Source organism: Bacillus sp. S2(2024), from assembly GCF_050474045.1.
Taxonomy (GTDB): Bacteria; Bacillota; Bacilli; order Bacillales; family Bacillaceae_G; genus Bacillus_A; species Bacillus_A yunxiaonensis.
The window spans coordinates 610,180-633,895 of the sequence record NZ_JBFLUS010000003.1 but is presented as its reverse complement, the minus strand read 5'-3'; the positions used below and the strand labels follow the sequence as shown (position 1 = coordinate 633,895).

At 36.2% G+C, this 23,716-nt stretch carries 19 protein-coding genes; 7 read left to right on the top strand and 12 right to left on the bottom strand.

Annotation, left to right across the window (positions count from 1 at the left end):
- The first annotated feature begins 474 nt into the window (after positions 1-474).
- Positions 475-834, top strand: coding sequence for a DUF4440 domain-containing protein (locus tag AB1284_RS03295; protein ID WP_429751691.1), 360 nt, complete (start codon positions 475-477; stop codon positions 832-834).
- A gap of 180 nt (positions 835-1,014) precedes the next feature.
- Here AB1284_RS03295 and AB1284_RS03290 read toward each other — a convergent pair whose 3' ends face one another.
- The gene (locus AB1284_RS03290) at positions 1,015-1,572 is read right to left on the bottom strand and encodes a cysteine hydrolase family protein (RefSeq protein WP_429751693.1); all 558 of its coding nucleotides are present in this window, start codon (positions 1,570-1,572) and stop codon (positions 1,015-1,017) included.
- A gap of 598 nt (positions 1,573-2,170) precedes the next feature.
- Between AB1284_RS03290 and AB1284_RS03285 the strand changes: the two genes are divergently transcribed.
- The 3 genes from AB1284_RS03285 (at position 2,171) to AB1284_RS03275 (ending at position 3,655) form a co-directional block, all read left to right on the top strand.
- Positions 2,171-2,638 (top strand): LytTR family DNA-binding domain-containing protein, encoded by a 468-nt coding sequence (locus AB1284_RS03285; protein ID WP_429751695.1) that lies wholly within the window; start codon positions 2,171-2,173, stop codon positions 2,636-2,638.
- Positions 2,639-2,723: 85 nt separating this feature from the next.
- Positions 2,724-3,251 carry a hypothetical protein gene (locus AB1284_RS03280; protein WP_429751697.1) on the top strand — a complete coding sequence of 176 codons (528 nt, stop codon included), beginning with the start codon at positions 2,724-2,726 and terminating at the stop codon, positions 3,249-3,251.
- The gene (locus tag AB1284_RS03275) at positions 3,248-3,655 is read left to right on the top strand and encodes a DUF3021 domain-containing protein (protein ID WP_429751698.1); all 408 of its coding nucleotides are present in this window, start codon (positions 3,248-3,250) and stop codon (positions 3,653-3,655) included. The genes AB1284_RS03280 and AB1284_RS03275 overlap by 4 nt, the downstream gene beginning before the upstream one ends.
- 109 nt (positions 3,656-3,764) lie before the next feature.
- Here the strand turns inward: AB1284_RS03275 and AB1284_RS03270 are convergent, their stop codons facing one another.
- The 4 genes from AB1284_RS03270 to AB1284_RS03255 form a co-directional block, all read right to left on the bottom strand.
- Positions 3,765-5,642 (bottom strand): hypothetical protein, encoded by a 1,878-nt coding sequence (locus AB1284_RS03270; protein WP_429751702.1) that lies wholly within the window; start codon positions 5,640-5,642, stop codon positions 3,765-3,767.
- A complete protein-coding gene (locus tag AB1284_RS03265; RefSeq protein WP_429751704.1) occupies positions 5,627-6,427 on the bottom strand; it encodes an ABC transporter ATP-binding protein in 801 nt (266 codons plus the stop codon). Before AB1284_RS03265 ends, AB1284_RS03270 begins: the two co-directional genes overlap by 16 nt.
- A gap of 351 nt (positions 6,428-6,778) precedes the next feature.
- A complete protein-coding gene (locus AB1284_RS03260) occupies positions 6,779-6,979 on the bottom strand; it encodes a sporulation YhaL family protein (RefSeq protein WP_429751706.1) in 201 nt (66 codons plus the stop codon).
- A gap of 269 nt (positions 6,980-7,248) precedes the next feature.
- Positions 7,249-9,642, bottom strand: a complete 2,394-nt coding sequence (locus AB1284_RS03255; RefSeq protein ID WP_429751708.1) for an immune inhibitor A domain-containing protein — start codon at positions 9,640-9,642, stop codon at positions 7,249-7,251.
- A 398-nt stretch (positions 9,643-10,040) separates the two neighbouring features.
- On the opposite strand from AB1284_RS03255, the gene AB1284_RS03250 reads away from it, so the two are divergent.
- The gene (locus tag AB1284_RS03250) at positions 10,041-10,802 is read left to right on the top strand and encodes a glycosyltransferase (RefSeq protein ID WP_429751710.1); all 762 of its coding nucleotides are present in this window, start codon (positions 10,041-10,043) and stop codon (positions 10,800-10,802) included.
- A gap of 176 nt (positions 10,803-10,978) precedes the next feature.
- Here the strand turns inward: AB1284_RS03250 and AB1284_RS03245 are convergent, their stop codons facing one another.
- The 4 genes from AB1284_RS03245 to AB1284_RS03230 form a co-directional block, all read right to left on the bottom strand.
- Positions 10,979-12,190: a phospholipase C gene (locus AB1284_RS03245; RefSeq protein WP_429751712.1), complete on the bottom strand. Its 1,212-nt coding sequence runs from the start codon at positions 12,188-12,190 to the stop codon at positions 10,979-10,981.
- The gene (locus AB1284_RS03240; RefSeq protein WP_429751714.1) at positions 12,180-12,563 is read right to left on the bottom strand and encodes an alkaline phosphatase family protein; all 384 of its coding nucleotides are present in this window, start codon (positions 12,561-12,563) and stop codon (positions 12,180-12,182) included. Before AB1284_RS03240 ends, AB1284_RS03245 begins: the two co-directional genes overlap by 11 nt.
- Positions 12,564-13,375: 812 nt before the next feature.
- Positions 13,376-15,358, bottom strand: coding sequence for a methyl-accepting chemotaxis protein (locus AB1284_RS03235; RefSeq protein WP_429751716.1), 1,983 nt, complete (start codon positions 15,356-15,358; stop codon positions 13,376-13,378).
- Positions 15,359-15,560: 202 nt separating this feature from the next.
- Positions 15,561-16,271, bottom strand: a complete 711-nt coding sequence (locus AB1284_RS03230; protein WP_429751718.1) for an ArsR/SmtB family transcription factor — start codon at positions 16,269-16,271, stop codon at positions 15,561-15,563.
- Positions 16,272-16,340: 69 nt separating this feature from the next.
- On the opposite strand from AB1284_RS03230, the gene AB1284_RS03225 reads away from it, so the two are divergent.
- Positions 16,341-16,814 carry a DinB family protein gene (locus tag AB1284_RS03225; RefSeq protein WP_429751720.1) on the top strand — a complete coding sequence of 158 codons (474 nt, stop codon included), beginning with the start codon at positions 16,341-16,343 and terminating at the stop codon, positions 16,812-16,814.
- Between the two features lie 229 nt (positions 16,815-17,043).
- Positions 17,044-18,435: an MFS transporter gene (locus AB1284_RS03220; RefSeq protein WP_429751722.1), complete on the top strand. Its 1,392-nt coding sequence runs from the start codon at positions 17,044-17,046 to the stop codon at positions 18,433-18,435.
- A gap of 74 nt (positions 18,436-18,509) precedes the next feature.
- Here the strand turns inward: AB1284_RS03220 and yhaM are convergent, their stop codons facing one another.
- Genes yhaM through AB1284_RS03205 form a run of 3 tightly spaced genes read right to left on the bottom strand, consistent with a single transcriptional unit; the run spans position 18,510 to position 23,598 of the window.
- The gene (yhaM, locus tag AB1284_RS03215) at positions 18,510-19,454 is read right to left on the bottom strand and encodes a 3'-5' exoribonuclease YhaM (RefSeq protein ID WP_429751724.1); all 945 of its coding nucleotides are present in this window, start codon (positions 19,452-19,454) and stop codon (positions 18,510-18,512) included.
- Between the two features lie 44 nt (positions 19,455-19,498).
- Complete coding sequence (locus AB1284_RS03210) at positions 19,499-22,360, bottom strand: AAA family ATPase (protein ID WP_429751726.1); 2,862 nt, start codon at positions 22,358-22,360, stop codon at positions 19,499-19,501.
- Positions 22,357-23,598, bottom strand: a complete 1,242-nt coding sequence (locus tag AB1284_RS03205) for a metallophosphoesterase family protein (RefSeq protein ID WP_429751728.1) — start codon at positions 23,596-23,598, stop codon at positions 22,357-22,359. The genes AB1284_RS03210 and AB1284_RS03205 overlap by 4 nt, the downstream gene beginning before the upstream one ends.
- Between the last annotated feature and the right edge of the window lie 118 nt (positions 23,599-23,716).

The following is a 23,716-nucleotide window of genomic DNA, read 5'->3' as shown; positions in this document are numbered from 1 at the left end:
ATTTACATAGGAGAAAAATATGAACCAAAGGCCATGGTATTTACGAAATAAATTTTTATATACGATATGCTTAGTTATTCCCTTAATAGGATATATAATTGTTCTACTTAACAAAAAAAAGTTCAAACATGAAGAATGGCTGCCTTTTTTATTAGTATCTACAATTATGACTTCCCTTTGGGTGTTAAAATTTCTTCCTAACTATATGTTTCTTACAGGAACAATTCTTACACTGTTATTAATATATAAGCTTATTAATAGCTAAATGAAAAATAAATACTTTATAGACTTACAAATAACATAACCCTACATATCTGTAGACATTAGATAAAATTTGAGCGTTTATAAAAAATTTTGATCAAAGTCCTGTATTGAAAATGCAGGGCTTTTCTTTTCTTATTACACTAAAGGATAGTTTAGTTGAACGATAACTAGAAAAAATCGGTACAATAATGAACATATAGGAGGGGTAAAATGAAGAATCAATCTGTATTAAAAGAGCATTTATGTGAACTAGAGCAACAGTTGTTAGAACCTGGAACTCGTACATCACCAGCAGAACTAGACAAGTTACTTGCAGATGATTTTTTTGAATTTGGGAGTTCAGGGAATGTTTGGTATAAAAAGGATGCGGTTGGTGAAGAAGGACTTAGTGTAAGGAAAATGACCCTTTCTGATTTTGAAATATACCCTTTATCAGAAGATACGGTGCTGGTGACATATCGTGTAAAAGATGAAACAAGAATGCAGAATACTTTACGCAGTTCCATTTGGAAATTGATAGATGGAAGATGGAAAATGTTTTTCCATCAAGGAACTCCAACAAAATCATAATAACAGTATGATTAAACAAACGGGTGTTAGTTGAACAAAAAATACAAAAAACGATTAGATTTTTGTATAAAAGAATACTTGCATAAAATATTGTAAGAGCGTATTTTGAACAATCTTTTTCAAAATACGCTCATTCTTTTTGTCTGTCTACTAATAATATTCGTATCTTGTCACTTAAACTTATTTGATCAAATCATTTATTAGTTCATCTGTTGTAAGTATTGTTGCAAATTCATCATGCAATGTAGCTAAAGATATAGTATGTATAATTTCTGCATCATAATATTTATCAGTTTGATCTTTCATACCAAATGCCGCTGTTGCATCCGAAATTAGATATGTATGAAAACCTAAATTACCACTCATTCTTGTTGTTGTAGATACACAATGAGGTGTAGTTAAACCAGTTATGACAACTGTTGTTATTTTATTTTCTTTTAAAAACTCTTCTAAATTAGTACCAATAAAACTACTATTTACTTTCTTTGTTATAATTACTTCTCCATCAATTGGTTTAACTATTTCCTTTATAGCAAATCCTTCATTCTTCGGATAAAATACGGAATTAGGATTATCAGACTCGTGCTTTATATATATTACCGTCCATCCTTTTTCTCTCCACAACTGTAATATTTTATTGATATTTTCCTCTGCGTTTAAATTATTTCGCTCTCCCCACTTTTTATCATGAAAAGCTTTTTGCACATCTACAATAATTAAAGCTTTATTATCATTCATGAAACTTCCCCCTTTGAAAATTCCCAATTATTACTTTATCTTAATCTTATAAATACCTTTATTCAACTAACCTACATGTGTTTTGATAATCCGTACATCTAGAAATACAGAAAAGTCCCCTCAAAAATCTGAAAGGACTTTCATTCATACAACGTAATTCATCAATCGTTAAGTTAAATGCACGGTATTTATTTTTTCGTTGAACAAATCCTAATTCTAGCTAACTGATCTAAAGCATGTGATGACATATATCGCTGTAATTCTTTAGAAAACAATTGTAATTCATCAGAAATTGATAAATGCATACAAAAACGCCATCCTTTCGTTTTGAATTTATACCGAAAGAATGGCGCTTTTCCCCATTTTTGAATAACCTATTAAGAGTTGCTTCTTGAAACGAATATATGACTCATTTGGTAAACGATAGAATATAAGAATACCGCTTTTCGTTTTGGAGTATGTTTATTTGTTAGATTGATAGCGATGGGGTGAGAACCCTAAAATAATTATTTTAATTGTTCTATTTTACTTTTTTTGGTTAAATAAATTTTAGAAATAATTTTTAAATCTATATTAAAGAAAGAAAAATAGGTATCAAATGAAAACAAACATTAAAATTATTGAAAAACTTAAAGAAGAATCTTGTACTTTTTACATTCACAAAGTAACATCTTTTATTTTAGATATGGTATCAATACTAGAGAATAATTCTGACAACTATCTAATAGCAAAGTCTACTCAAAACAATGAACAAGAAAAAATTTGTTGTTCAACTATTTTTTATTTAGAATATCTTGAAAGAAAAGTATTTATTTATACCGAAAAAAATATCTTTGAAACAAAAAATCCTTTATACAAATTAGAACATGATCTTCCAGATAATTTCACTAGGATTTCAAAAACTATAATTATTAATATTCATTTTTTAAATAAATTCTCCGCTAAACCAAACGGAAATCTAGAAGCACTACTTTCAAATGGGGAAAAAGTAATTGTTTCAAGAAAATATGTTGCTTCTTTAAAAAAGACTTTAACAAAATATTCTAATTCTCCACTTATGTATTGATTTTTACCACTTATGCTTAATAGTATTTCTTTATATCTCTTTTGATGTAAATATTGAGTTAACACAAATCAAAGGAGAGAATATAATGTATATTATGATTAAAGAAGTACTTATGAGAACACCGTTATGGGTATGGATATTATTATACTTTTTAATAAGAAGAGGTATTGCTATTTCTCAAGAAAGACAAGTTAATTTATCTAAAATGTTTCTTGTTCCCATGATTTTCATGATATGGGGTTTTGATAAAATTATTACTAAGTTCTCTTACTTAGGATATTGTTTAATAAGCTATACATTTTTCATTCTTCCAGGTATTTTAATCGGATATTTATTGTATAAAAAATATCAAATTTTTTTCAAAAAAGAGACAGCAATGTTCAGAAAGAAATGTTATCTTCCGTTAATAATCATCTTAGTTAATTTTTTTGTAAAATATCTTTTAAATATATCTTTAGGAATTTCATCATCATTTTATGATAATATCTCTTTTAACATAATGTATTCTGCTATAAGCGGACTATCTGTAGGTTTATTTTTTGGAGGAATCCTCTATACATTTTATATGCAATCAAAATTAAATAATCCTAGCTTTAAACTGCAAAAAATATGAAGGGAAAGACTTTATTGAAACTAAAAGATCGACTATACAGTGGTTTAGGAACTGGTTCATTTGTATATATGATAATTTTACTATCCAGGGGTAATAATATATATATTACACAAGCTGAGATTATAAGTGTTCTTATAATCTCAGCTTGCGCAGGGATTTTTACATACATCTTTGACATCGAAAGAATTAGCTATTTTTTCGCTTTAGCAATTCATTTTTCTCTGATGATTCTAGTTGTCTATCTTATATCTACATATAACAAGTGGATAGAAAAATTCCCAACTACTGATTTTCTCGAAAGTATACTTTTGATATATATACTCTCTTGGTTAATATCATTTTTGAAAAGAAAAAAAGATGCAAAAGAATTAAATATGTTACTAGAAAACAAAAGACGACTTTAAAATAAGTCGTCTTTTGTTCTTAACTAATTCGTTTTTTCTTTTCAATAAGAATGGCGTTTTTTCCACTTTTGAATGCTATCATTTTATTAACTTGAATAAAAATCACAGTTTACATCCCACCGTTTACCTTCTGATGTTCTTTTACATGTTTTTTCTTGATTAATATAGCCTTATATAAAGAAGCTAGACCTAATACAGCAAATACAATGATTACAGGAATTCGAGCTATGTGTGGAAGATAACGCGGAAGAAAGAAAAGACGTACTTTTTCATCGATACTAAGTATTTCAAAAACGAATGGTACTATACTTTGATGAATTAAAAAAAAGATACCGACAAACACAAGAAGTGCAACAACGGCAAGTTTTTTCTTAGGTAATTCAGTCGCTTTATTTTGTACTTTCTTTTCACGATCCCCTCGCTGAGTTCCCATGCCATTTTTCATTTTAGCTAATAATTCAGGGCCACTTGCTTCAAGCTTTACATAAGCAATGCGGCCAAACCACCAGGCAAAAAACGCTCCAGTACAAATACCAGTAGGTACACCCATCCATTGCAAAAGGTTTAAATGAAGCAATGTCCCAATCCATACAACTACCAAAGCAGGTATAGCAGTTGCTAGCACCATCACCATCATAAGCCAAGTTGTTAGAAACATTTTACCAGCATTCATATCGTCACCGGATACAATCGTACTACGCCCCCGCCTTTGCGGATCTGTTATCGGGATTAAGTTAAATACCGATAACAATACAATAAGACCTGCAGCCCCGCCCAGTAATGCAGGAATGAATGCGAACACCCATGGGTAAACCCAAGTAAGTCCGCTAGACGTAGTGAAAATAACTGTCGCTACAATAGCAACTGGACTGACAACCAGTAACCAAGCTCCTTGTCGACCGCGTACATCGATCCGTTCTGCACCAGGAGTCATCAATGTCAGCCACAATGCACTCCCATCAAAACCATATAAATTACAGGCAAACATACTTGTGAAAACAATCATAATGACTCCTGCCCACGGCATTAAGCTAGGTATACCAGCAATCGTAACTAGGCAGCCATAGAACAGCCCTGTCCATAGACCCATCCGGAGGAAACGACCACGCTGTGGATCTCTTTCCCAACATTGTAGTTCCTTAGTCATTATTGCTCCTATTTTAGTTTCTGGAAGGATTCGGAGAGCGTTCCTATGATTTTTCGCAGTAGTCCAACCTTTTATTTTTGTAAAATTTGTCGTTGTACTTCTTGTCAATAATTTCGCCCATATGTAAAACAGAAGTCCGCAAAGTATGGTTAGCACAAGTAAAGAAACAGAAGCTAATACCCAATTTGATTGACTAGCCTGCTCTACAGCAAATATTGCCCAGCTCGACGGGAAGATGTACAGTATAGTAAATTTTTTTATTGTTATCGAGTTGATGGCAGGAAGTGCATACCAACCCACGTTTAAAAACGCTATAACAAAACCAATGAGCATCGCTCCAATCTCCATACCGACCCGAGATTTCATGGTCTCGCCCATGATACTAATCACTACTTTTGATAGCAGCACTACAAAGACTAATTGTAAAATAATTGCCGGAACAGCAACTATAATTGCCCCTAGGTTAAGATGTGCTGCGTACAATAAAAGACCCATAAAGGCTACTAGACTAATTAGTGGTCCTAATCCTATAAAAGCTGCAACAAGTAATGCCCTAGCCAGTTTATACGAGTTAAGTGGGAGTAACATGAAATATTCCGGACGTAATAGCCCGTCTCCACCGGTGAGCATCGGTCCCATTATCCAGCCGATAGTCCATACTGCAAAGACAATGTAGAGAATATCCTTCGATACGGTAGGATTAGCAGAAGCAAAAAGCAGGACAGTTCCAATCGCTAGTAATAGGCCAAATAATCCACCCATAATCAGGAGGACGGCTCTACCTCCATTCATCGAATGCCTAAGTATCGTTAACTTCATTCGGACTAATACACTAACCAAGACAATTCCCCTCCTAGAGCGGTACGACTGCCTACTAACCGAACGAACGCTTCTTCAAGACTTTGTTCACCACAAACATCGTCCATTGTTCCTGACGTAACCACACGCCCTTTGGTGATAACGGCAATGTGGTCGCACAGTTGTTCAACCAACGCCATAACGTGGCTAGAGAATACTACAGAACCACCTGAAGCAACAAATCTCTGTAAAATCTTTTTAATAGTAGCTGCAGAAATGGGGTCTACAGCCTCAAATGGTTCGTCAAGAACAAGCAACTTTGGAGCATGAAGAAGTGCAAGAGCTAGCCCGATTTTTTTACGCATTCCAGTAGAGTAATTGATAACTAGCGTTTTTTCAGCATGATTCAATTCCAGTACTGTAAGTAGTTCCTCTGTACGATGAGCCACTTCCTTGACATCCATCCCTCTCAATAACCCTATATATGTTAATAGTTCGCGTCCAGTAAGCCTTTCTGGCATAGATAGCCCATCTGGCAATACGCCAACCAGCATTTTAGCATGCGTTGGATTTTTCCAGACATCGACACCAAAAATTTTAGCATCCCCACCATCCGGTCTTAGTAATCCTACAGCCATTGACAGTGAAGTAGTCTTACCTGCTCCATTTGGTCCAACCACTCCGTAAAATGAGCCACTTGGTACTATTAAGTCAATATGATTGACTGCAATTGAATCGCCGAATCGTTTATACAAATTAAGAAGCTGCAGCGCTGGAGAGGATTCATCAAATGTGGATTCCAATGATATTGATTTAGAGCTTTTCATAGCCTTAGTTCCTCCTTCAAGATTTTATTTCTTTTCGATGGATAGCAATCGCGCTCCTTTACATAGAGATGGGGAACTTACTGCCCGCGAATAGCGGAATAAATGTCTATTTTTTGGAGTTGTTTATTTTTCAGTTTCATAGTTTAATTTTAGTATAAATGGTTATTTTTAACAATCATTCAGAACTGTATATAGCAAGGAAACCAAAAGATGCACTAAGCATTAGCGGACATTAGAATTGTAAAGAATCGCGGATATATCATAAAAAACATTGATGCATTCATCTCACAAATACCATAAAAAAAGGATGGCAACCGATCGTTCGGCTACTCACCCTCTAACATACGATTATTATAGCAATACAGAATCCTCATTCTTATCCTGATGACGTCGTTCCCGTTCTTCTGCTAAACGTCTCATATATATTTCGCCTTCTTTTTCAATAAACTCATTATCAATTTCTTGCTCTTTTTTCGACGTATATAAGACCATATAACCGCTCACAACGATACCGATAATAATAAGATAAATCCACCATGGTAAAGTTTCCATTCAAATTCCTTCCTTTCATAAGACAAGCTTTGTTAGTTTCACTGTATGAATGAAAGGAAGGTTTTATGACTACTATATTTAATTTGGATTGTCTTACATATTGCCCGTAACATAATGTGAATCATACATTCCACCAGTGGATTAAGGTGCGATAAAACGAATTGTAAGTACTAAAATAAAAGAAATAAGAGTAGTTGAAATGACTACTCTTATTTCTAAGTTGCATATGAATTATAGTAAACTAATAACTTTCTAAGGCGAGTTTCAACTTATCGATGAACCCAAACTGCCCCTGCTGATTTATCATTAGCTTGACCTACTACTTCAAATTTCAATCCTAGATTTGGAAGTTTTCGTCCTGCATCTGGAATTACGTTGTTCATATATGATTTAGAATCATCAAATTTAGACACGCCTGGTAATCCTTTATAATCAAAGATTCCGCGCGTTGGTGAATTTACTTTCCATGCTGGCGTTTGATCAGGCGAGAACGCAGCATCTGCAATTTGATAACGAGTACTATTTTTCACAGTTGGTTGGCCATTTAACGTTCCAATAATCGCTTCCGGATGAGAATCTACTACTCCAAGGAATCCTTCACCTGGATGCACACCAACCCAGTTATCTGTAAAGCTTTGATCTGCATACCATACAACAAGTCCTGTATTGTAAACTGGACCGCGTCCATATTGCAGCGCTTCGTCAGAACCTGCATAGTTTCTCCACTCTAAATAATAATTATTTTTCTTCTGCTCAAATCCATCAGAAACAGTAAATCCTTTTAAAGTAAAGCTTGGTTGTCCTTCTGCATCATCAGAGAAAACAACTTTATTGTCTACCGTTAAAGTAGCATTATCAAGCGCAAAGCCTCTGTAAGCTACAGCAACATCTGTTAAATATTCAAATTGTAGTTTTACTTTCTTTCCTTTGAATTGACTTAAATCATAAGACTTGTCAATCCACTTATCATTCGTTGTGTCCATGCCATTCTTTATGTCTTTGTCACCCATTCTATCAATCTTTGTTTTCGTTCCATCTTCCGTAATCGCGTATACGTCAAGGAAATCATATTTTGCTTCCAGTTCGTAGAATGCTTTGTAATCAAATTTCGCATTCGTTGCATTTGTTAAATCGAATAATGGCGTCTCTAATGTTGTATGTATATCATTTCCTTTTGTACTATAATAAAATTTCTTTCCAAAACCTGGTTCAATATTTTTCAACTTTTTATCCGGTAAATTTACACGAATAATTCCTGGACGTTTTGATTTTGTAACACTTTGATCTAAATACGTCGAAAATCCGATACCTGTGCCAAGTTTATCGTAGTCTACCTCTGCAATATTCGCCCAGTTCCCTTGCATATTCTTTTGGAAGAACTCTTTGTTTTGCGGAGAAAAACTAGTTGGTTCTGTTCCTGCAATTCTTCCAGCCCAGCTGCCGCCGCTCATAATAGACCAAGCTTCAATCGGCTCACCTTGTCCTGAATACTTTGTATCGTACTCATCCGGTAAACCTAAGTCATGACCAAATTCATGGGCAAATACACCAACTGCACCATCTTCTGGCTCAATTGTGTAATCATATGCAGCCATCTTTCCGCCCCAGTTTGGAACAGATGATGTCGTTCCAGCAATTGCATAAGGTTTTGATCCAAGTTTTGAGCGATGAGACCAAATTGCATTATCTTTCAATTTTCCGCCGCCAGCTTCTTGTCCAACTCCAGCGTGAACAACCATTAAATGATCAATAATTCCATCTGGTTCATTTTTATTACCGTTACCGTTGTAATCATATTGATCGTATTGATCAAAATCTGCTAAATTAATTCCTTTTGCTACCGCTGCTTTTAACGCGTCTTTTACTAAATCACGCGGCCCTAAAGGTCCTTTATTGTCATGACCAGTTCCAGCATCAGCACCGTAATCTGCAGCTTTCCCTGGAACAGTTAACCATTCCGTTACAGTTCCATCAACTGTATAACTGCCGCCTGATTGCTCTTCATAGTACTGCTTAAATGTTTTAATTTTTGTACCATTAAATAATGTAAATGGCTCATCGCCAAATAACATGCTTTGATAATGCTCACGATTAAAATCATTTGCATACATATATCCTTGTTCTTGGTCGATATTGTTATGTTTAAAATCACTAAATTCTACAAGTAACACAAGAACCTTGTCTTTACGAACAGACCCGTTATATTGCGCTTGCTGTGCAGAAGACGTTGGCACTTTACCATTTCCATGTATCTTTCCATTTAATCCAGGTACTTGCCCAGCTAATGGACCATTCTTTGTCTGATGCTGTTTCTCTTTCTCTTCCATTTTCGCATCTTTTACTTTTTTCATAAAATCAGTAGCTTCCTGAGTAAGGCTTTCTTCTGGCGTTGTTTCCTTTCCAGGATTTTCGCCTTGCTTTTTCTCTACATATTTTTCTACAGCCTTTGACGTTTCTGCTTCTGATGCAGAAGGATCAATAATCCCGCGTTCTTTTAACGCATTTGCCAAACGTTCCTCCGGTATTAAATGCTCATCTATGAAACTAGATGGCTCTGATGATGATTCAGCATAAGCAGAATGACCACCGAAGGCGAACATAGAACTTAGCAAAGCCCCTGTTGCCAACACTGAAAAAGCTTTTAATTTTCTGTTCTTTTTCAACGCAGTTCCTCCCCTATTGTGTATAAGTTGTCGACTTTTTTGTCGATATTTACATATTATTATCGATTAATGAAATTTTCAATATTTTTGTAATATACAGATAATTTAAAGATGAATTTTATATTAAGATAACAAAATAATTCAAAAAATGAGGGTTGTTTTAAATCAGTTTTACTTGCGGGGCTGAGTAATAAGCTATTCAAAAGTAGTGGCGGCTTTTTCTTTTACAAAAAATCTTGACGGAAATCGTGCCTCAACCAACAATACAGGAAAAGCTTTTCATCTCAAAAGTAAACTAATGTATAATAGTTTACTTTTATTTTCTATAATACAACCCTATACATGTTAATATATGTTATATATAGTAAATATTTACTTTATATAGAGGGGTGAGTATTATGACTGAAACAAACGAATCTTCAGGAGTCAATTTTAAAAAAGATGTGAAGTTTTCTATTATAATCCCTGCACACAATGAAGAAAAGTACATTAGAAAATGTTTGGACTCAATTGCAAAAGCATCAGAGGCATATAAAGATCAAACTGAAGTCATAGTTGTTTTAAATCGTTGCACAGATAAAACAGAGGAAATAGCAAAGTCGTATAACTGTATTACATTAAAAAATAACGATAAAAACTTATCCAAAATCCGAAATGCAGGGGCCAAAATAGCTAGCGGAGAAATAATCATTACTATAGACGCTGATACCCAAATGACAGAGTCTATGTTGTCTAATGTAGACAAATATTTAACTTCAGGTAAATACATTGGCGGCGGGGTAACTGGGAAGTTTGAAAGAATATCTTTAGGAATATTCGTTTCCGCAATGTTATTAATAATCCCCTTGCTTTTTAAATATGGAGCTATATCTGTAGGGATTTTTTGGTGCTATAGAAAAGACTTTATGGCAATCAACGGATTTAATGAAAATATGCTTATGGCAGAAGATGCAGATTTCGCTAAACGGTTAAAAAAATGGGGAAAGCAAAATAATAAAAAATTCGGTACAATTAAAAATGGAATGATAACTTCAAGTAGAAGATTTGATAAATATGGAGACTGGGCTTTACTTAAAAGTCCAAAAATAATCTTAGCCTATCTAAAAGGAAATGATAAAAAATACGCCGATAAAACATATTATGATAACCAAGAAAGATAACTGTGAAGATTCCTAAACAAATCATCATCAAATGAACTAGTGAAACAAGATAATTAAAATTTAACATAGAAATTTACATACAAATAACAAAAAAAGACAGTCTTAACTGTCTTTTTTTCATCTAATCTTCAAATATGAATCATTCATCAATTCGCAGTCTATTTTTTATGAGTAAGTCAACTTTGTTTATCATCGTCTTGTTTATCAAATTGATTATGATTTACTCGTTCACCCGTTATCGGATCTAAGAATAGCTTCTCCTTGTTAGGCTTATGTTTAAAATCAAACATATTGTTTAAAGTACCTGCTACAGCATCAAAAGAGTGATCACCAATTCTTCCTAAGTTCCAGTTGTCCTCAATAAAACGTAAGATAGAGGTTTGATCCGTCAATGTATGGTCTACGAAATTCTTCTTCGCGTACGGAGAAATAACTAAAAGCGGTAATCTTGGGCCATACCCTGCACGATTTAGATACTCGCCAAGTCTCGGTTTCCCAGCGTCACCAGGTCCGTATAAGGCATCTGTTTTAGCATCATTTGATCCATTTACAATTTGAGGCATCACATGATCATACCAACCGTCCGAATCATCATAAGCAATAATAACCGCTGTATCCTTCCATTCTGGTAAACTTTGAATACGATTGATCGTATCCACTATGAAATGTTGTTCATCTAACGGATCAGAATATCCAGCATGTCCATCTTGATAGTTTGCTGCTTTCAAATAGCTTACTGCTGGCAGATTTCCAGTGTCCGCCGCTTTCCAAAAATCATCCAAATCATATTGATGGTTCGCCTGATCGGTGCGGCCAATCATAGCAACTGAAGAAGGCGGCAAATGATCTGGGTTTGAAGTAGATTTATAATATTGGAATGGTTCGTGATGCGGGTTATAGTCTGTGACGGATTTACCTGCGATATTCTTATGTTGTGCAGTTGTATCGCGAAATCCTCCTTGGAACCAACCCCAAGTTAATTCTTTTTTATTTAATAAATCCCCAATATTTTTTCCATTTAGTTCAGCTTGAGCCCGTTTCGGATTTGAGGCTTTATCAAAGTAAGGATCCGGATCACCTATGACAGTTCCATTGACCACGTTATCCTCAATATCCCCTAATTTTTGGCCGTTTTCGTATCCTGCTGCTCCATGAGTCTGTCCAGAAATTAGGTTAAGTGCACCCGGAGTTGATGGACCAAAAGTTGTACCAAATGAGTTATCACTCATAGCAAAATTTTGGGCGTAGTTCCATAACCCAGTTACCGTATTTCCATCATAATAATCCATGACTAAAGACTTATCTGATCCACCAGAAGTATACTCTACAAACTTATCCATTTTCCCGCCATTAAACGCTTTTTGTTCATCCGTGTATTCATGGTCCATATCCATCCGTCATCGCTTGAGAACGATCGAGACGTTTCGGATTAAACTGGTTCGGGTTATGATTTAAGAGTTCATTCGTCAATCCGTTGACGTAAGGTGTATTAGCCTTTGCTTGGAATTTTGGCTCCCCCGCTGGATTTTTCGCATTTGGATAGGTGCCAAAATAATGATCGAAAGAAACATTCTCGCTAAAAATAACTACTACATGTTTAATTGGTGTTGTTGTTTCGACAGATTTCTTTTCTTTCGAAACTATAGTATCGTCGTTCTTTTTTTGATCAGCAAATGCGAGTGAATATGTAGATCCTGCAAAAATGGAACTTAACGCCACAACACTGCCTGCAACAAGACCTGCCACTGTTTTCTTCTTCATTACTTTCAGCTCCAATAATATATTTTTTACAATATTAATAGTAGGCTCCCATCGTTAAGCAGAGATTTAAATAATATTAATTTTCTGTAAAAAACACATCTTGTAAGAACTAAATCTAAAGCAGTACACAATAATTGAACTTTTTCTATAAAACTTACAGCAAGGCAATCTTTTATAAGAGATTGCCTTGCTTATTTTAAAAGAGTTATTGCCGATATTGAAGAAGATTATATACAACGTTATAAAAAAGGAGTATTACCTGGATTTATAGAATTGTAACTCATCTAAATCTAATTCGTTCTGTTCTGGAGGATTCAAATTGTTTCTTAAGGTACAGGAATTCGACTTTTTTAGGTTGAAATTCGCTTAGAGTACAAAATTTCCGAATATATATGATTATATGCGTTCTCAATGATAAAAAAAGGCAGGTGCTAATAATGTTTTCTAAGGTGAAAGCGATGGTAATGATAATAAGTATTATCTTTCCATTAATGCTTATTTATGTTTCATATAGTTGTATGCAACAACCCGATAAATCACCACCTGCATATTACCCTGCCTTGTTGAGTATAAGTGTGTTGTGTGTAACAGTTTTAGTGGTTTTGTCAGTTTTAAAAAAAAATAAATGATTATTGAACTTGATAGTCAAAAAACAAACTCTCTAATTTTTAGAGAGTTTGTTCACTTTGTTAAAAAAGTCTTTCATAGTTGTCTATGGGAATTCAGCTCTTTTTTGCATTTTGGGTTTGATGACGATGTCCCTAACAACAAAAAAGAAGTAAGGCAATGATAATTACCTTACTTCTAGTATATTATAATTTAAAATTTTGAATCATAAGTTGCAATTCCTCTGACATTTGCGCTAAATTTTGAGCGGAAGAACTAATTTCCTCCATTGAGTTCATTTGTTCCTCCGAAGAAGCAGCAACATTTTGCATACTTGCCGTATTTTCTTCTGCGGCTGCGGCAATTTCATCAATTGCATCCGTAACTTCATTTGCATCTTCTGACATGCGTTTTGCTGTTGTTGCCATATGATTAATTTGAGATACGATATCATTTGTAACATTCAAAATATCTGCGAAACTTGTTTTTGTTTTGTCTACAGCTTCAAGGCCAGATTGTACTTCTATTTTCACTTCATCCATAGATTGTACTGTACATTCTATATCATCTTTAATCTCTGTAATCAGTTTTGCAATTTCTCCTGATGATTGTCCTGACTGCTCTGCTAACTTTCTAACTTCTTCTGCTACAATCGCAAATCCACGTCCTTGTTCACCAGCTCTTGCTGCTTCAATTGCTGCATTTAAAGCTAATAAATTTGTTTGCTGTGCAATATTTTGAATCACTTCTAAAATAGCACCAATTTGTTTTGATTTTTCATCCAATAGTTTAATAATAGTATCAGACTGTGAAACAGACTGATGAATCGATTGCATTTGACTCGCCGTTTGCTGTACCAATTCTCCGCCTTCTTCTGCCTTTTGCCTTGCATATGCTGAAGAACTAGAAATAACTTTTGAGCTATCTGTTACGTTTTGAATAGCTGTATTTACTTGTTGTAATAGTGCAGCACCTTCTTCTACTCCTTGACTTTGTGATTGAGCACTACTCGATACTTGTTCCATCGCAAGCGTAATTTGATCTGTTGCCTCATTTGCTTGTCGTACACTTGAAGTCAACTCTTCTGCTGAAGCAGCAACATGTTCTGCGGAATTACTCATCTTTGAAATGACATTGCGTAAAGAAGCCGCCATCTCATTAAAGGAAGCTCCTAATCTCCCAAGCTCGTCGTTAGAATGAATCGCAATTTCTTCTGTTAAATCACCTTGGCTAATTTTCTGTGCAGAAACAACAATCGCTCTTAACGGACCTGTAATTGATTTGGTGATGAAATACACGAGTATGCCACCTAGCAATACAGAGATTGTAACTACAATTAACGTTTTATAAAATACTGGTTCAGCTGCCTTCGTAATTTCATCTTCATACATAACACCGATAAATTTCCAGCCTGTTTTATTATTTGTTTTAAAGGAAAGTATCTTATTGTCTCCTTTATCATTGTATGAAAAATACCCTTGCTGTTTCTCATAAGCCGGATTAATAAAAGCTTCTGTAACTTTAGAACCACTTTTTCTAGTAGGGTGACTTACAACTTGTCTATTTTGATCTAAAATTGTTACATATCCTTTTTCTCCAATTTTAAACATTTTTGTAGTTTTTGACATATTAGCAAGATTTAAGTTAACTCCGACAACACCTTTTCCATCTTTTGTCCTTTTCGCAATCGTTACTACCATATTTTTTGTAGAAGAAGACTCATATGGTGCCGTAACAATTACTTTATCCCCATCTTTTATGGCATCTTTATACCATGGGCGATCCGTTGGTTTATACCCTTCAGGCATTTGAATAGAAGGCTCTCTTACAAACACTTCATCTTGTGTGCCAAAATAAATTCCTTCGACTTCAGGATGGATACTGCTATATTGTGAGAACTGTGTTTTTACGTTTTCTATTTTTTCTCCTTGATATGTATCCTCTGTTAATATATCGGCAAAGTGAGAAACATCCACAAATTTTGCTTCTAAATTTTGAGTAATAAAGGTATCTAAAACAGCAATATTTTCATTTGCTTTTGCAGTAATTTGATTTTTAAAATTTTCTTTTGCAGTTTGGTAGGACACACTGCCAATAATAAATCCAGGTACAATTAAAATAATTAAAAAAGATAAAATTAATTTCTTCCTTATACCAATATTGCTAAACCTTTTGAATAAATGAATCATATCTAAAAAACACCTTCCACTTTATTTTTTCAAATATATAACATACGATTCCGTTCTTTTGATTAGAACGCAAAGGAATTCCTTTCAGATATTACATATTAAATCGCAATAAATCAATAGATAAATATATAAAATAATTTTCTGGAAAATATGATTAATGGTTCCACAATGAAAAAGCCCGTCACTTTACGGGCTCATAGAATTAAACAGACTTATTTTCGTTTTTCTTTATGTCAATACCTAGTTGATCTTGCAAGGCTTTTTTACCGTTGTTTGTAAGATGGACTGCCCGACTTTTTTCTTCTTTTGTAATCCATCCCTGTTCAAAAAAAAGATTAGCTATTTCAGATCCTAACCAACCCGCAATATGGTAACGTCTTTCACTCCAATCAAGACAAGGTTTTGCAAATATCCTCCTTTTTGTATTAGCCTTTTCGATATCAATCCCAAACTTTAAAAACCACTTTTTCCCTTGCTCAGTCACAGCGTATTCTCCATCTTCTAGGGTTAGAAGTTGTCTATCAATTAGTCCCTCAGTTATCTTTACACCAAGCTCCCCTGCAAGATGATCATAACATGTTCGAGCAGCGCGAACTTTTTTTAGTTCATTGGACTGCCTCAAAGAGCGAATCGGAACAGTTGGTGCAATTGTGCCTAATTTTTCAAGAACTTCTGCTACCTCTTGATTAGCAAGTCTATAGTACCGATGTCTACCATGTTGTTCAACAGTAAGAAGATTACCCTCGACCAATTTAGAAAGATGGGAACTGATTGTTGGATGTGACACTTTTGCCATATATGCTAATTCACTAGCTGGTAAAGCCTGACCATTCATTAAACACTCTAAAATTATTGCTCTTGTAGGTTCAGCAATTAGTTTTGCCATATATGAGATATTTGGATATACATTCATATTTCGATGATACCCTAATTATTCCTTTGATACAATTATCTTACATCCACAAACAAGGAGGAGTTTATCATGAATGCAATTGAGCTTTGTATATTAAATTTAAAGGAAACAAGAAGGCGCTCTATCAAACTGTGGAGGTCTCTTCCTGATAGCTTGCTTTCTTGGAAACCTGACAACGAAGCAATGTCTTTTGGAGAGATGATTCGTCATGTGTGGAGTGCAAGTTTCCATTATCATATGCTCTTAAGGAACAACGGATCAATAAAGACAGAAATACATACCCCATACGATGAAGAACCAATTACTTCAGTTGAAAAAGAGATAGAGTTATCGCAATCATATTTTGACAATTTTATAGAATATGTTGAATCCATATCAGCGGAGGAACTAGACTCAAGACTTATTGATAGAAGTGATGTAGGCTATCAACGATATTTAGGTGACATGCTTTTAAGAATTGCCTATCACGATGCCGTTCATGCAGGTCAGTTTTTACAATACTTACGAATGGTAGAGTTGGAAAGACCCCTTATATGGGATTAGACTTAAATAAAGTGAAACTTTAATCAGTGGGGGTTTTCTTCATCCCCCACTGATTATTAGCCCTCACCAATCGGGCTTTTACGGGCAGTTTATCTCTCACCTTACTTCTTTTCTTTCACTGAATTTTGAGGCGGGAGTATTACTGTCCGCGAATAGCGGGATAAAGATTTTGTGAGGAAAGCCCCATTGCCATCAAGCTTAGATTAGGTAAAAAGGTTGTGGTGACTTAATGAATAACACAAATATTGTTGTAAATCGTACCCCTTCTCTTTTTAGTGAAAAAATGGTGATCTTGACAGCTGGTATTGGGATGTTTTTATCAACTTTAGATACTGGTATTATCACTGTTGCTTTACCATTTTTAGAAAAGGAATTTCATTCAACAGTAGCTATAACAGCATGGAGTGTAACCATGTATGTGATGGCACTTAGTGCTACTATCCTTTTACTTGGAAAAATTAGCGATTGCGTAGGCCGAATTCGAATATGTTTGTGGGGGCTTTTCATATTCCTTATTAGTTCTATATTATGTGGTTTATCTCAAGAAATGTGGCAATTGCTTGTATTTCGCGCCATCCAGGGAATTGGTGCCGCTGCTTTACAAGCTACATCTGCAGCTCTCATTACAACTTTTGTCAGCCCTGAGAATCGTAGTCATGCATTAGGTACCTTAGGAGTAATGATAGGCTTAGGGCCTATTTTAGGTCCAACTGCAGGAGGATTTTTCATTTCGCTTGGGAGTTGGCGGTGGATTTTTTGGATTAACATTCCATTATGCCTAATTGGATTCTGGGCTTGTTACAAAGCCTCTCGGGTTATAAAAGAAGAAACGCATCCATCACCTATCGATGTATTAGGAAATATATACTTTACTTTAAGTGCCTTGCTGTTACTTTTTGGTTTATCGCATGGATCAAGTGTAGGAATGAAAAGTATATCTACGTGGGGATACATCATGATTTCCATTATTTTATTAGGTATTTTCATCATTCATGAATCCAAAGCAAAACACCCTATTATAGATATACATTTATTCCATCATTCAAACTTTATAGTTCCGATATTTGCAACAGTAGGTTTTGGGGTGGCCTCAGCAATTATTTTTATTATTCCACCCTATTTCTTACAAGCATTTACGCAATTGGCTCCTTGGCAAACAGGATTTGTTTTATTATCAGCTCCTCTGGGTTTAGTAATATTCTCGCGAATAGCAGGAAAATTCATAGAACGTTATGGGCCAAACTTACTTATGAAAATAGGTTTATGTGTAATGCTTATAGCATTTGTTGGACTAAGTTTTATTCAAGCCCATTGGTCATCGTATATAATAGCTAGCCTATTATTTCTATATGGAATTGGAGGAGGGATATTTCAACCAGCTAATATTGCATCAGTTATGGCGTCTGTATCCAAAGAAAAACAAGGTACGATAGGAGCTGTACAACGTATGTTGCAAAACGTCGCAATTGCTTTTGGTGCTGCAGTTTCTGCAACATTTATGAGTTCACAAAGTCACATGGAAACATATAAACTTATTCAAGCTTTCCGATATTCATGGTACATCGCAGGAGGATTACTATTCTTTAACCTTCTATGTTTTTTAGGCTATCGGAAATCTTAAAATATAAAAATGTAGTTTCTAACAATGAAAAGCCGAATTTATCCCAAGATAAATTCGGCTCTTTTCCATCTCTTTTAATTATGAAACGTCGGTTTATAAAACGAACGATTATCAAGTGCAAAGACACGCTCAGTGTATTCACCTGGTTTTGTACGGCTCAGTGCACGATCCATCATATTCATCTTCGCATCTAAGTTATCAATGTAATGAAGAATCTCTGCTTCTTTTACAAGCGGCGGCTTCGGACTGCCCCACTCTGCTTTGCCGTGATGGGATAAGACGATGTGCTGAAGAATTAATATTTCTTCTGCTTCAATTTGCAGCTCGTCTGCTGCTTTGCCAATCTCATTTACCATAATGGAAATGTGACCAAGCAAGTTTCCTTCTAACGTATACGTTGTTGAAATTGGCCCTGATAATTCAATTACTTTCCCAAGGTCATGTAAAATAACGCCCGCATACAATAAATCTTTATCAAGAGACGGATATAGCGTCGCAATTGCTTTTGCTAAGTCAAGCATGGATACAACATGGTACGCCAGTCCCGATACAAACTCATGATGATTTTTCGTTGCGGCTGGGTAATCTAAAAATTGACTTTGATACTTATTCAGCAAATGTCTCGTAATGCGCTGAATATTAGAGTTACGCATTTCAAATATGTACTGTGTAATTTTCTCAACCATATCTTCTTTTTTGAGTGGCGCCTTTTCCACAAAATCCGAGATATCCGTTACCTCATTCGAATTTGCCAATCGAATTTGTTTTACACGAAGTTGAATACGGCCTTTATAATTTTGAATATCTCCGGCTACTTTTACGATTGCTTCCGCTACATATTGCTGTTCTACTTCAGGTGATACATCCCACAGCTTTGCTTCAATGTCACCGCTTTGATCTTGTAAAATGACTGTTAAAAATGGTTTTCCGTTACTTGCGATTCCTTTTGTTGCCGACTTAATCATTAAATATAAATCGACTTGCTCACCAACTTCATACTGTGCAATTTTCTTTTTCATATGTTTTCCTCCACCGTCATCGATATTGTTAGTATAGCATAACCTCACTGGTTTAACCTTTGCATTTCATCTTCTTCAAAGAAAGATAGAAGATGTTTATGACAAGTAAAGAAAATGACTTGCCGCTCTTTCGCTAATTCCTTCATAAGATGCACAGTTCGCTCTGTCCGCAGTACATCAAAATGTACAAAGCTGTCATCAATAATAAACGGATACTGCCCTTCAAACGTATGCGCTAACGCAAACCGAAGCGATAAATAGAGCTGCTCCGCTGTCGCTTGACTTAATTCATGACTGTAAAAACGAAGTCCATCTTCTCTTTCTACAATAAATGGCTCTTCTGCATCTGGCGAAAAGACTTTCACATATTTTCCGCCTGTTAAATATATAAAGTATTCTTCTGCCTTTTGCAAAATGCGCGGCAATTGCACTTCATGATAATACTTCTTCGTTTTACTTAATACAGCCTTTGCCGCAGCGTATGCAGCCCACTTTTTCACTTGCTCACGCACTTGTGATTTTTTCAATTCCCATTCATGAAGCACGTCACCGTACGTACGACCATCTTCTAACTGGGAGATTTCAAGACGCAGGGCTGCCAATGTATGCGTCAATTCTTTTTCCTCACGCATCAACCCGTCTAGCTGCTCCTGTTCTTTCCGGCGTTCCTCTTCATAGCCTTCTAAACGGTAACCCGTTTCCAGCGCCGCAGTCATTAACCTTCCTTCCAGCAAATCCATTTGCGGAATTAATCGATCAAGCTGCTGCTTTTTCTCTTCCATTTGCTCCGCTTGCTTGGCCGCAGCCAAAAAGGACTCTTCATCAGGTGTTCCGGCAATATCCCAAAGCTGCTGACGTTCATCTAGGAAATAATGAAGTTGCTGCTGCGCTGCCGCATGCTCTTCTTCCCACGCAGCAACCTTTTCTTCCAGCTGCTTTTTCTGTAATTGCTTTTCCTTTTCTTTCTGCACATCTTTACTTATACCATGTAAAAATAATGACGGTGTATCCACGTTTCTTTCTGCAGAAACAGTTAGCTTCATTAGTTTATGTTCAAACTGCGAAATCATGTCTTCCTGCAATTCTTTTCGTTCTTGCTGCTTCGCGAGCTCTCGGTACAATTGCTGCATTTTTTCGATTCGTTCAAAAGCCGGTAATATATGAGCATATGTAAAACTACCCGGTAATGCGTACATCTCTTTATACGACTTCACCTGCTCATTTACCTGAAACAAATCACGCTCCCACTCATCATATTCGGAAAGAGCGCGTTCATATCCTCTCTCAATTTGCTTTAGCTTAAATTCCTCGCGCTCTAATAGCTTCCGTACTTCATCATCTTTCTCAACGCGATACCTGAGTTCAAGTGCTTCATTACTTTCATGCCCATCTGGTTCAAGCCTTTTAGAAGCAGAGCCCATATACATCACATACAAAACGACAAGGCCAATTAAAAGAAAAATACCAACAAACAATAACTTACGATTATCCGTTAAAACACCCGCAAGCAGCAGCAGAGCATTCATAACGAACAAGATCATCGCCGTTTTATTCATCTGCGGTGCAGTCTTACTTCGTTTCTGCCTTTGTCCTCTCTGCTCGGACGCTGCGCTTTGCACCTTTGACAAATGTCTCTCCCGTTCTTCCTCAGACATCGTCTGCGCCTTTAGTCTGTTAACTGCTTCCTCTTGTTCCTCTAACTGTTCCTGCGCTGTTTTAAATCTTTCATCTAACTGCTCTTTACGCTTCTCTAACTCTTTTGCTTGCTGCATCATCTGCGTAATTGTTTCCTTCACAGCCAAGCTCGTATTGAAAGAAAGAACGTCCTCACGCGCAAAAGCTGCTCCGATTTGCTGCTGCAAATCTTGTATTTCTTCCTCTATATGTGAAATGCGCCCTGTCAAATCCCGCACTTCTTGCAGCGCTGCTTCATAAGACATGTGCTGCAAACGAAGCTCTTCTACATACATATCTTGCTGAAGCAATTCTTCATTTACTTGCAATGCTTCTATTTCAGTTTGAGCTGCATTCAATTTCTTTTGCAGCGCATCTTCTTGCAGCTGAAGCGGTTCGATTCGTGCTTTTACCGCTTCATAACGCTTCAAACCCTCAACTGGAAACGTATGTCCCACGTGTTGCTCTAAAAAGCGTTCACATGCACGTTTTTCTAGAAACAGCGGCTGCAACGCTTCTAACACTTCATAATCTTGCTTTCGTTTTCCCGCTTCTTCCTGCTCCGTCCGAATAACGATAAGGCGCTCTTCTATACTCTTTTTCTTGTTCACAAGCTCTTCATACGCCGCAATCTTTCCTTGCCAATCTGCGAGCTGATCTTGCAGCTTTTTTAATTCCTGCAATGCCACATTAATTTCCGGCTTACGGCCATTTGGCTTAAAGCGCTGCTCCATTTCTTTCTCAATCATTTTTTCAAGCCGTAATAACCCGTCGCTGCCCACTGCACTTGCCGAAAATAAATAATTACCAATATCGTTTTCTCCAATATGGTGAATATTTTGCAATCCATGCATATCAAATGAAAAAACAGAATCAAATAGCTGTTCATTCATTCCGTTTAACAGCTGCTTTAAAACACTCTCACCGCCTGTTTTTCCATCCGCAAAATAAACTGCCACTTCCCCGGCCGCTGTTTTCGGAAGACGTTCAATCTTTAACCTTCCATACTCCTCAGTAAAAACCGTAATCGCACCGCCGTATTTTCCGCCTTCCTTCGGCTCATAGCGGCGCTGTCCTCTTGTCGGAAAACCAAACAATATGCTCTTCAGAAACGAGCGAATCGTTGACTTCCCCGCTTCATTTTCTCCGTACAGTACTGTAAGCATGGAAAGGTTCAGCTCGACATTTTCTAATTTTCCATATCCGTAAATATGAAGCTTTTCAATTCTCATGCTTTACTCCTCTCTTGCTCTAGTAATTGCTCTAAAATAATATTCTCGGCGCCCTTTTGAATCTCTTTCTTTTCTTCCTCAGAAAATGAATGAAGCACCTTCCTCGCAACTGGCGAAGTCCAAATCGTGCGCAGCACCTCATCCATACTCGAAAACGATTCAAGTTCCTGCAGCACATTGCCAATAAAATGATTCTCTTTCTTTAATTTCTCAATTTCCGCAAATGAAATCGTTTCATTCTTCCATTTTACGACATGCACAAAATTGCTGCGCTCTTCACCTGACGACACAATATGAAGGACTTCCTCTACGCGCTTCTCATCACGTAAATAAGAAGCAAGCGGACCTTGCCCTGTAAACGTCATCGTCACAAGCAAACCTTCCTCTTCTCTTCGAACATCGTTCATACCATCAGTACATGCATGGATCAAATCATCAACTGTTTCTAACCCATCAATGTGAATAGAAATTTCATCCCAAACAACATCTGCCGTACTGAAAAATGTGAGTTCCGTTCCTTGCTTAGACAACGAAACAACATACGCACCTTTCTCTCCTGTTTCCTTTCGGTGCCTCCCTTGAATATTGCCAGAATACACAATGCACGGTTCTTCAGATAACACTTCACGCTTATGTATATGACCAAGCGCCCAGTAATCAAACTGCTTTTCCTTCAATTCACGAATTTGAAACGGCGCATACCGGTTATGCTCTGCATCTCCTTCCACGCTTCCATGAAGCATGCCAATATGAAACGGCGCATCACTCATCTTTTGATATTGCTCCGTCATATTATCCGTCACAGCTTGCTGCTGATAACTAAATCCGTAAAGGGATGCCAGCAGCTCCCCGTTTTTATAAAATGATTTTTCTTCTATATAAGGCTCCGTAAAAATATGTACATTACCAGGAAACTCAATTGCCGCCCAGCTTCCGCCTAAATGATCATGATTGCCGTGAATCACATATACCGGAATATCATACTGTGCCAAACGCTTCATTTGCTCGCGGACAAAAACCTGTGCCCGCAAACTTCTTGTCTCCGCATCATATAAATCGCCCGCCAGCAAAACAAAATCAACCTGCTCTTGAATCGCCTTATCCACAATGCGTGCAAACGAACGAAACGTACTTTCCTTCATTCTTTTCCATATAAAAGCGGGTACATGTAGTTCCATCCCTTTAAACGGACTATCCAAATGCAAATCTGCCGCATGAATAAATTTTACTTCTTTCACACTGTAACGTCCTTTCTCCGTCATACTTGGCTCTATTTTAACATGGAATATCACATACTTGGCTTATTCCAACGCTAAAAAACGACTGAACGTCATGACCTTCTATAAAACAATGAAA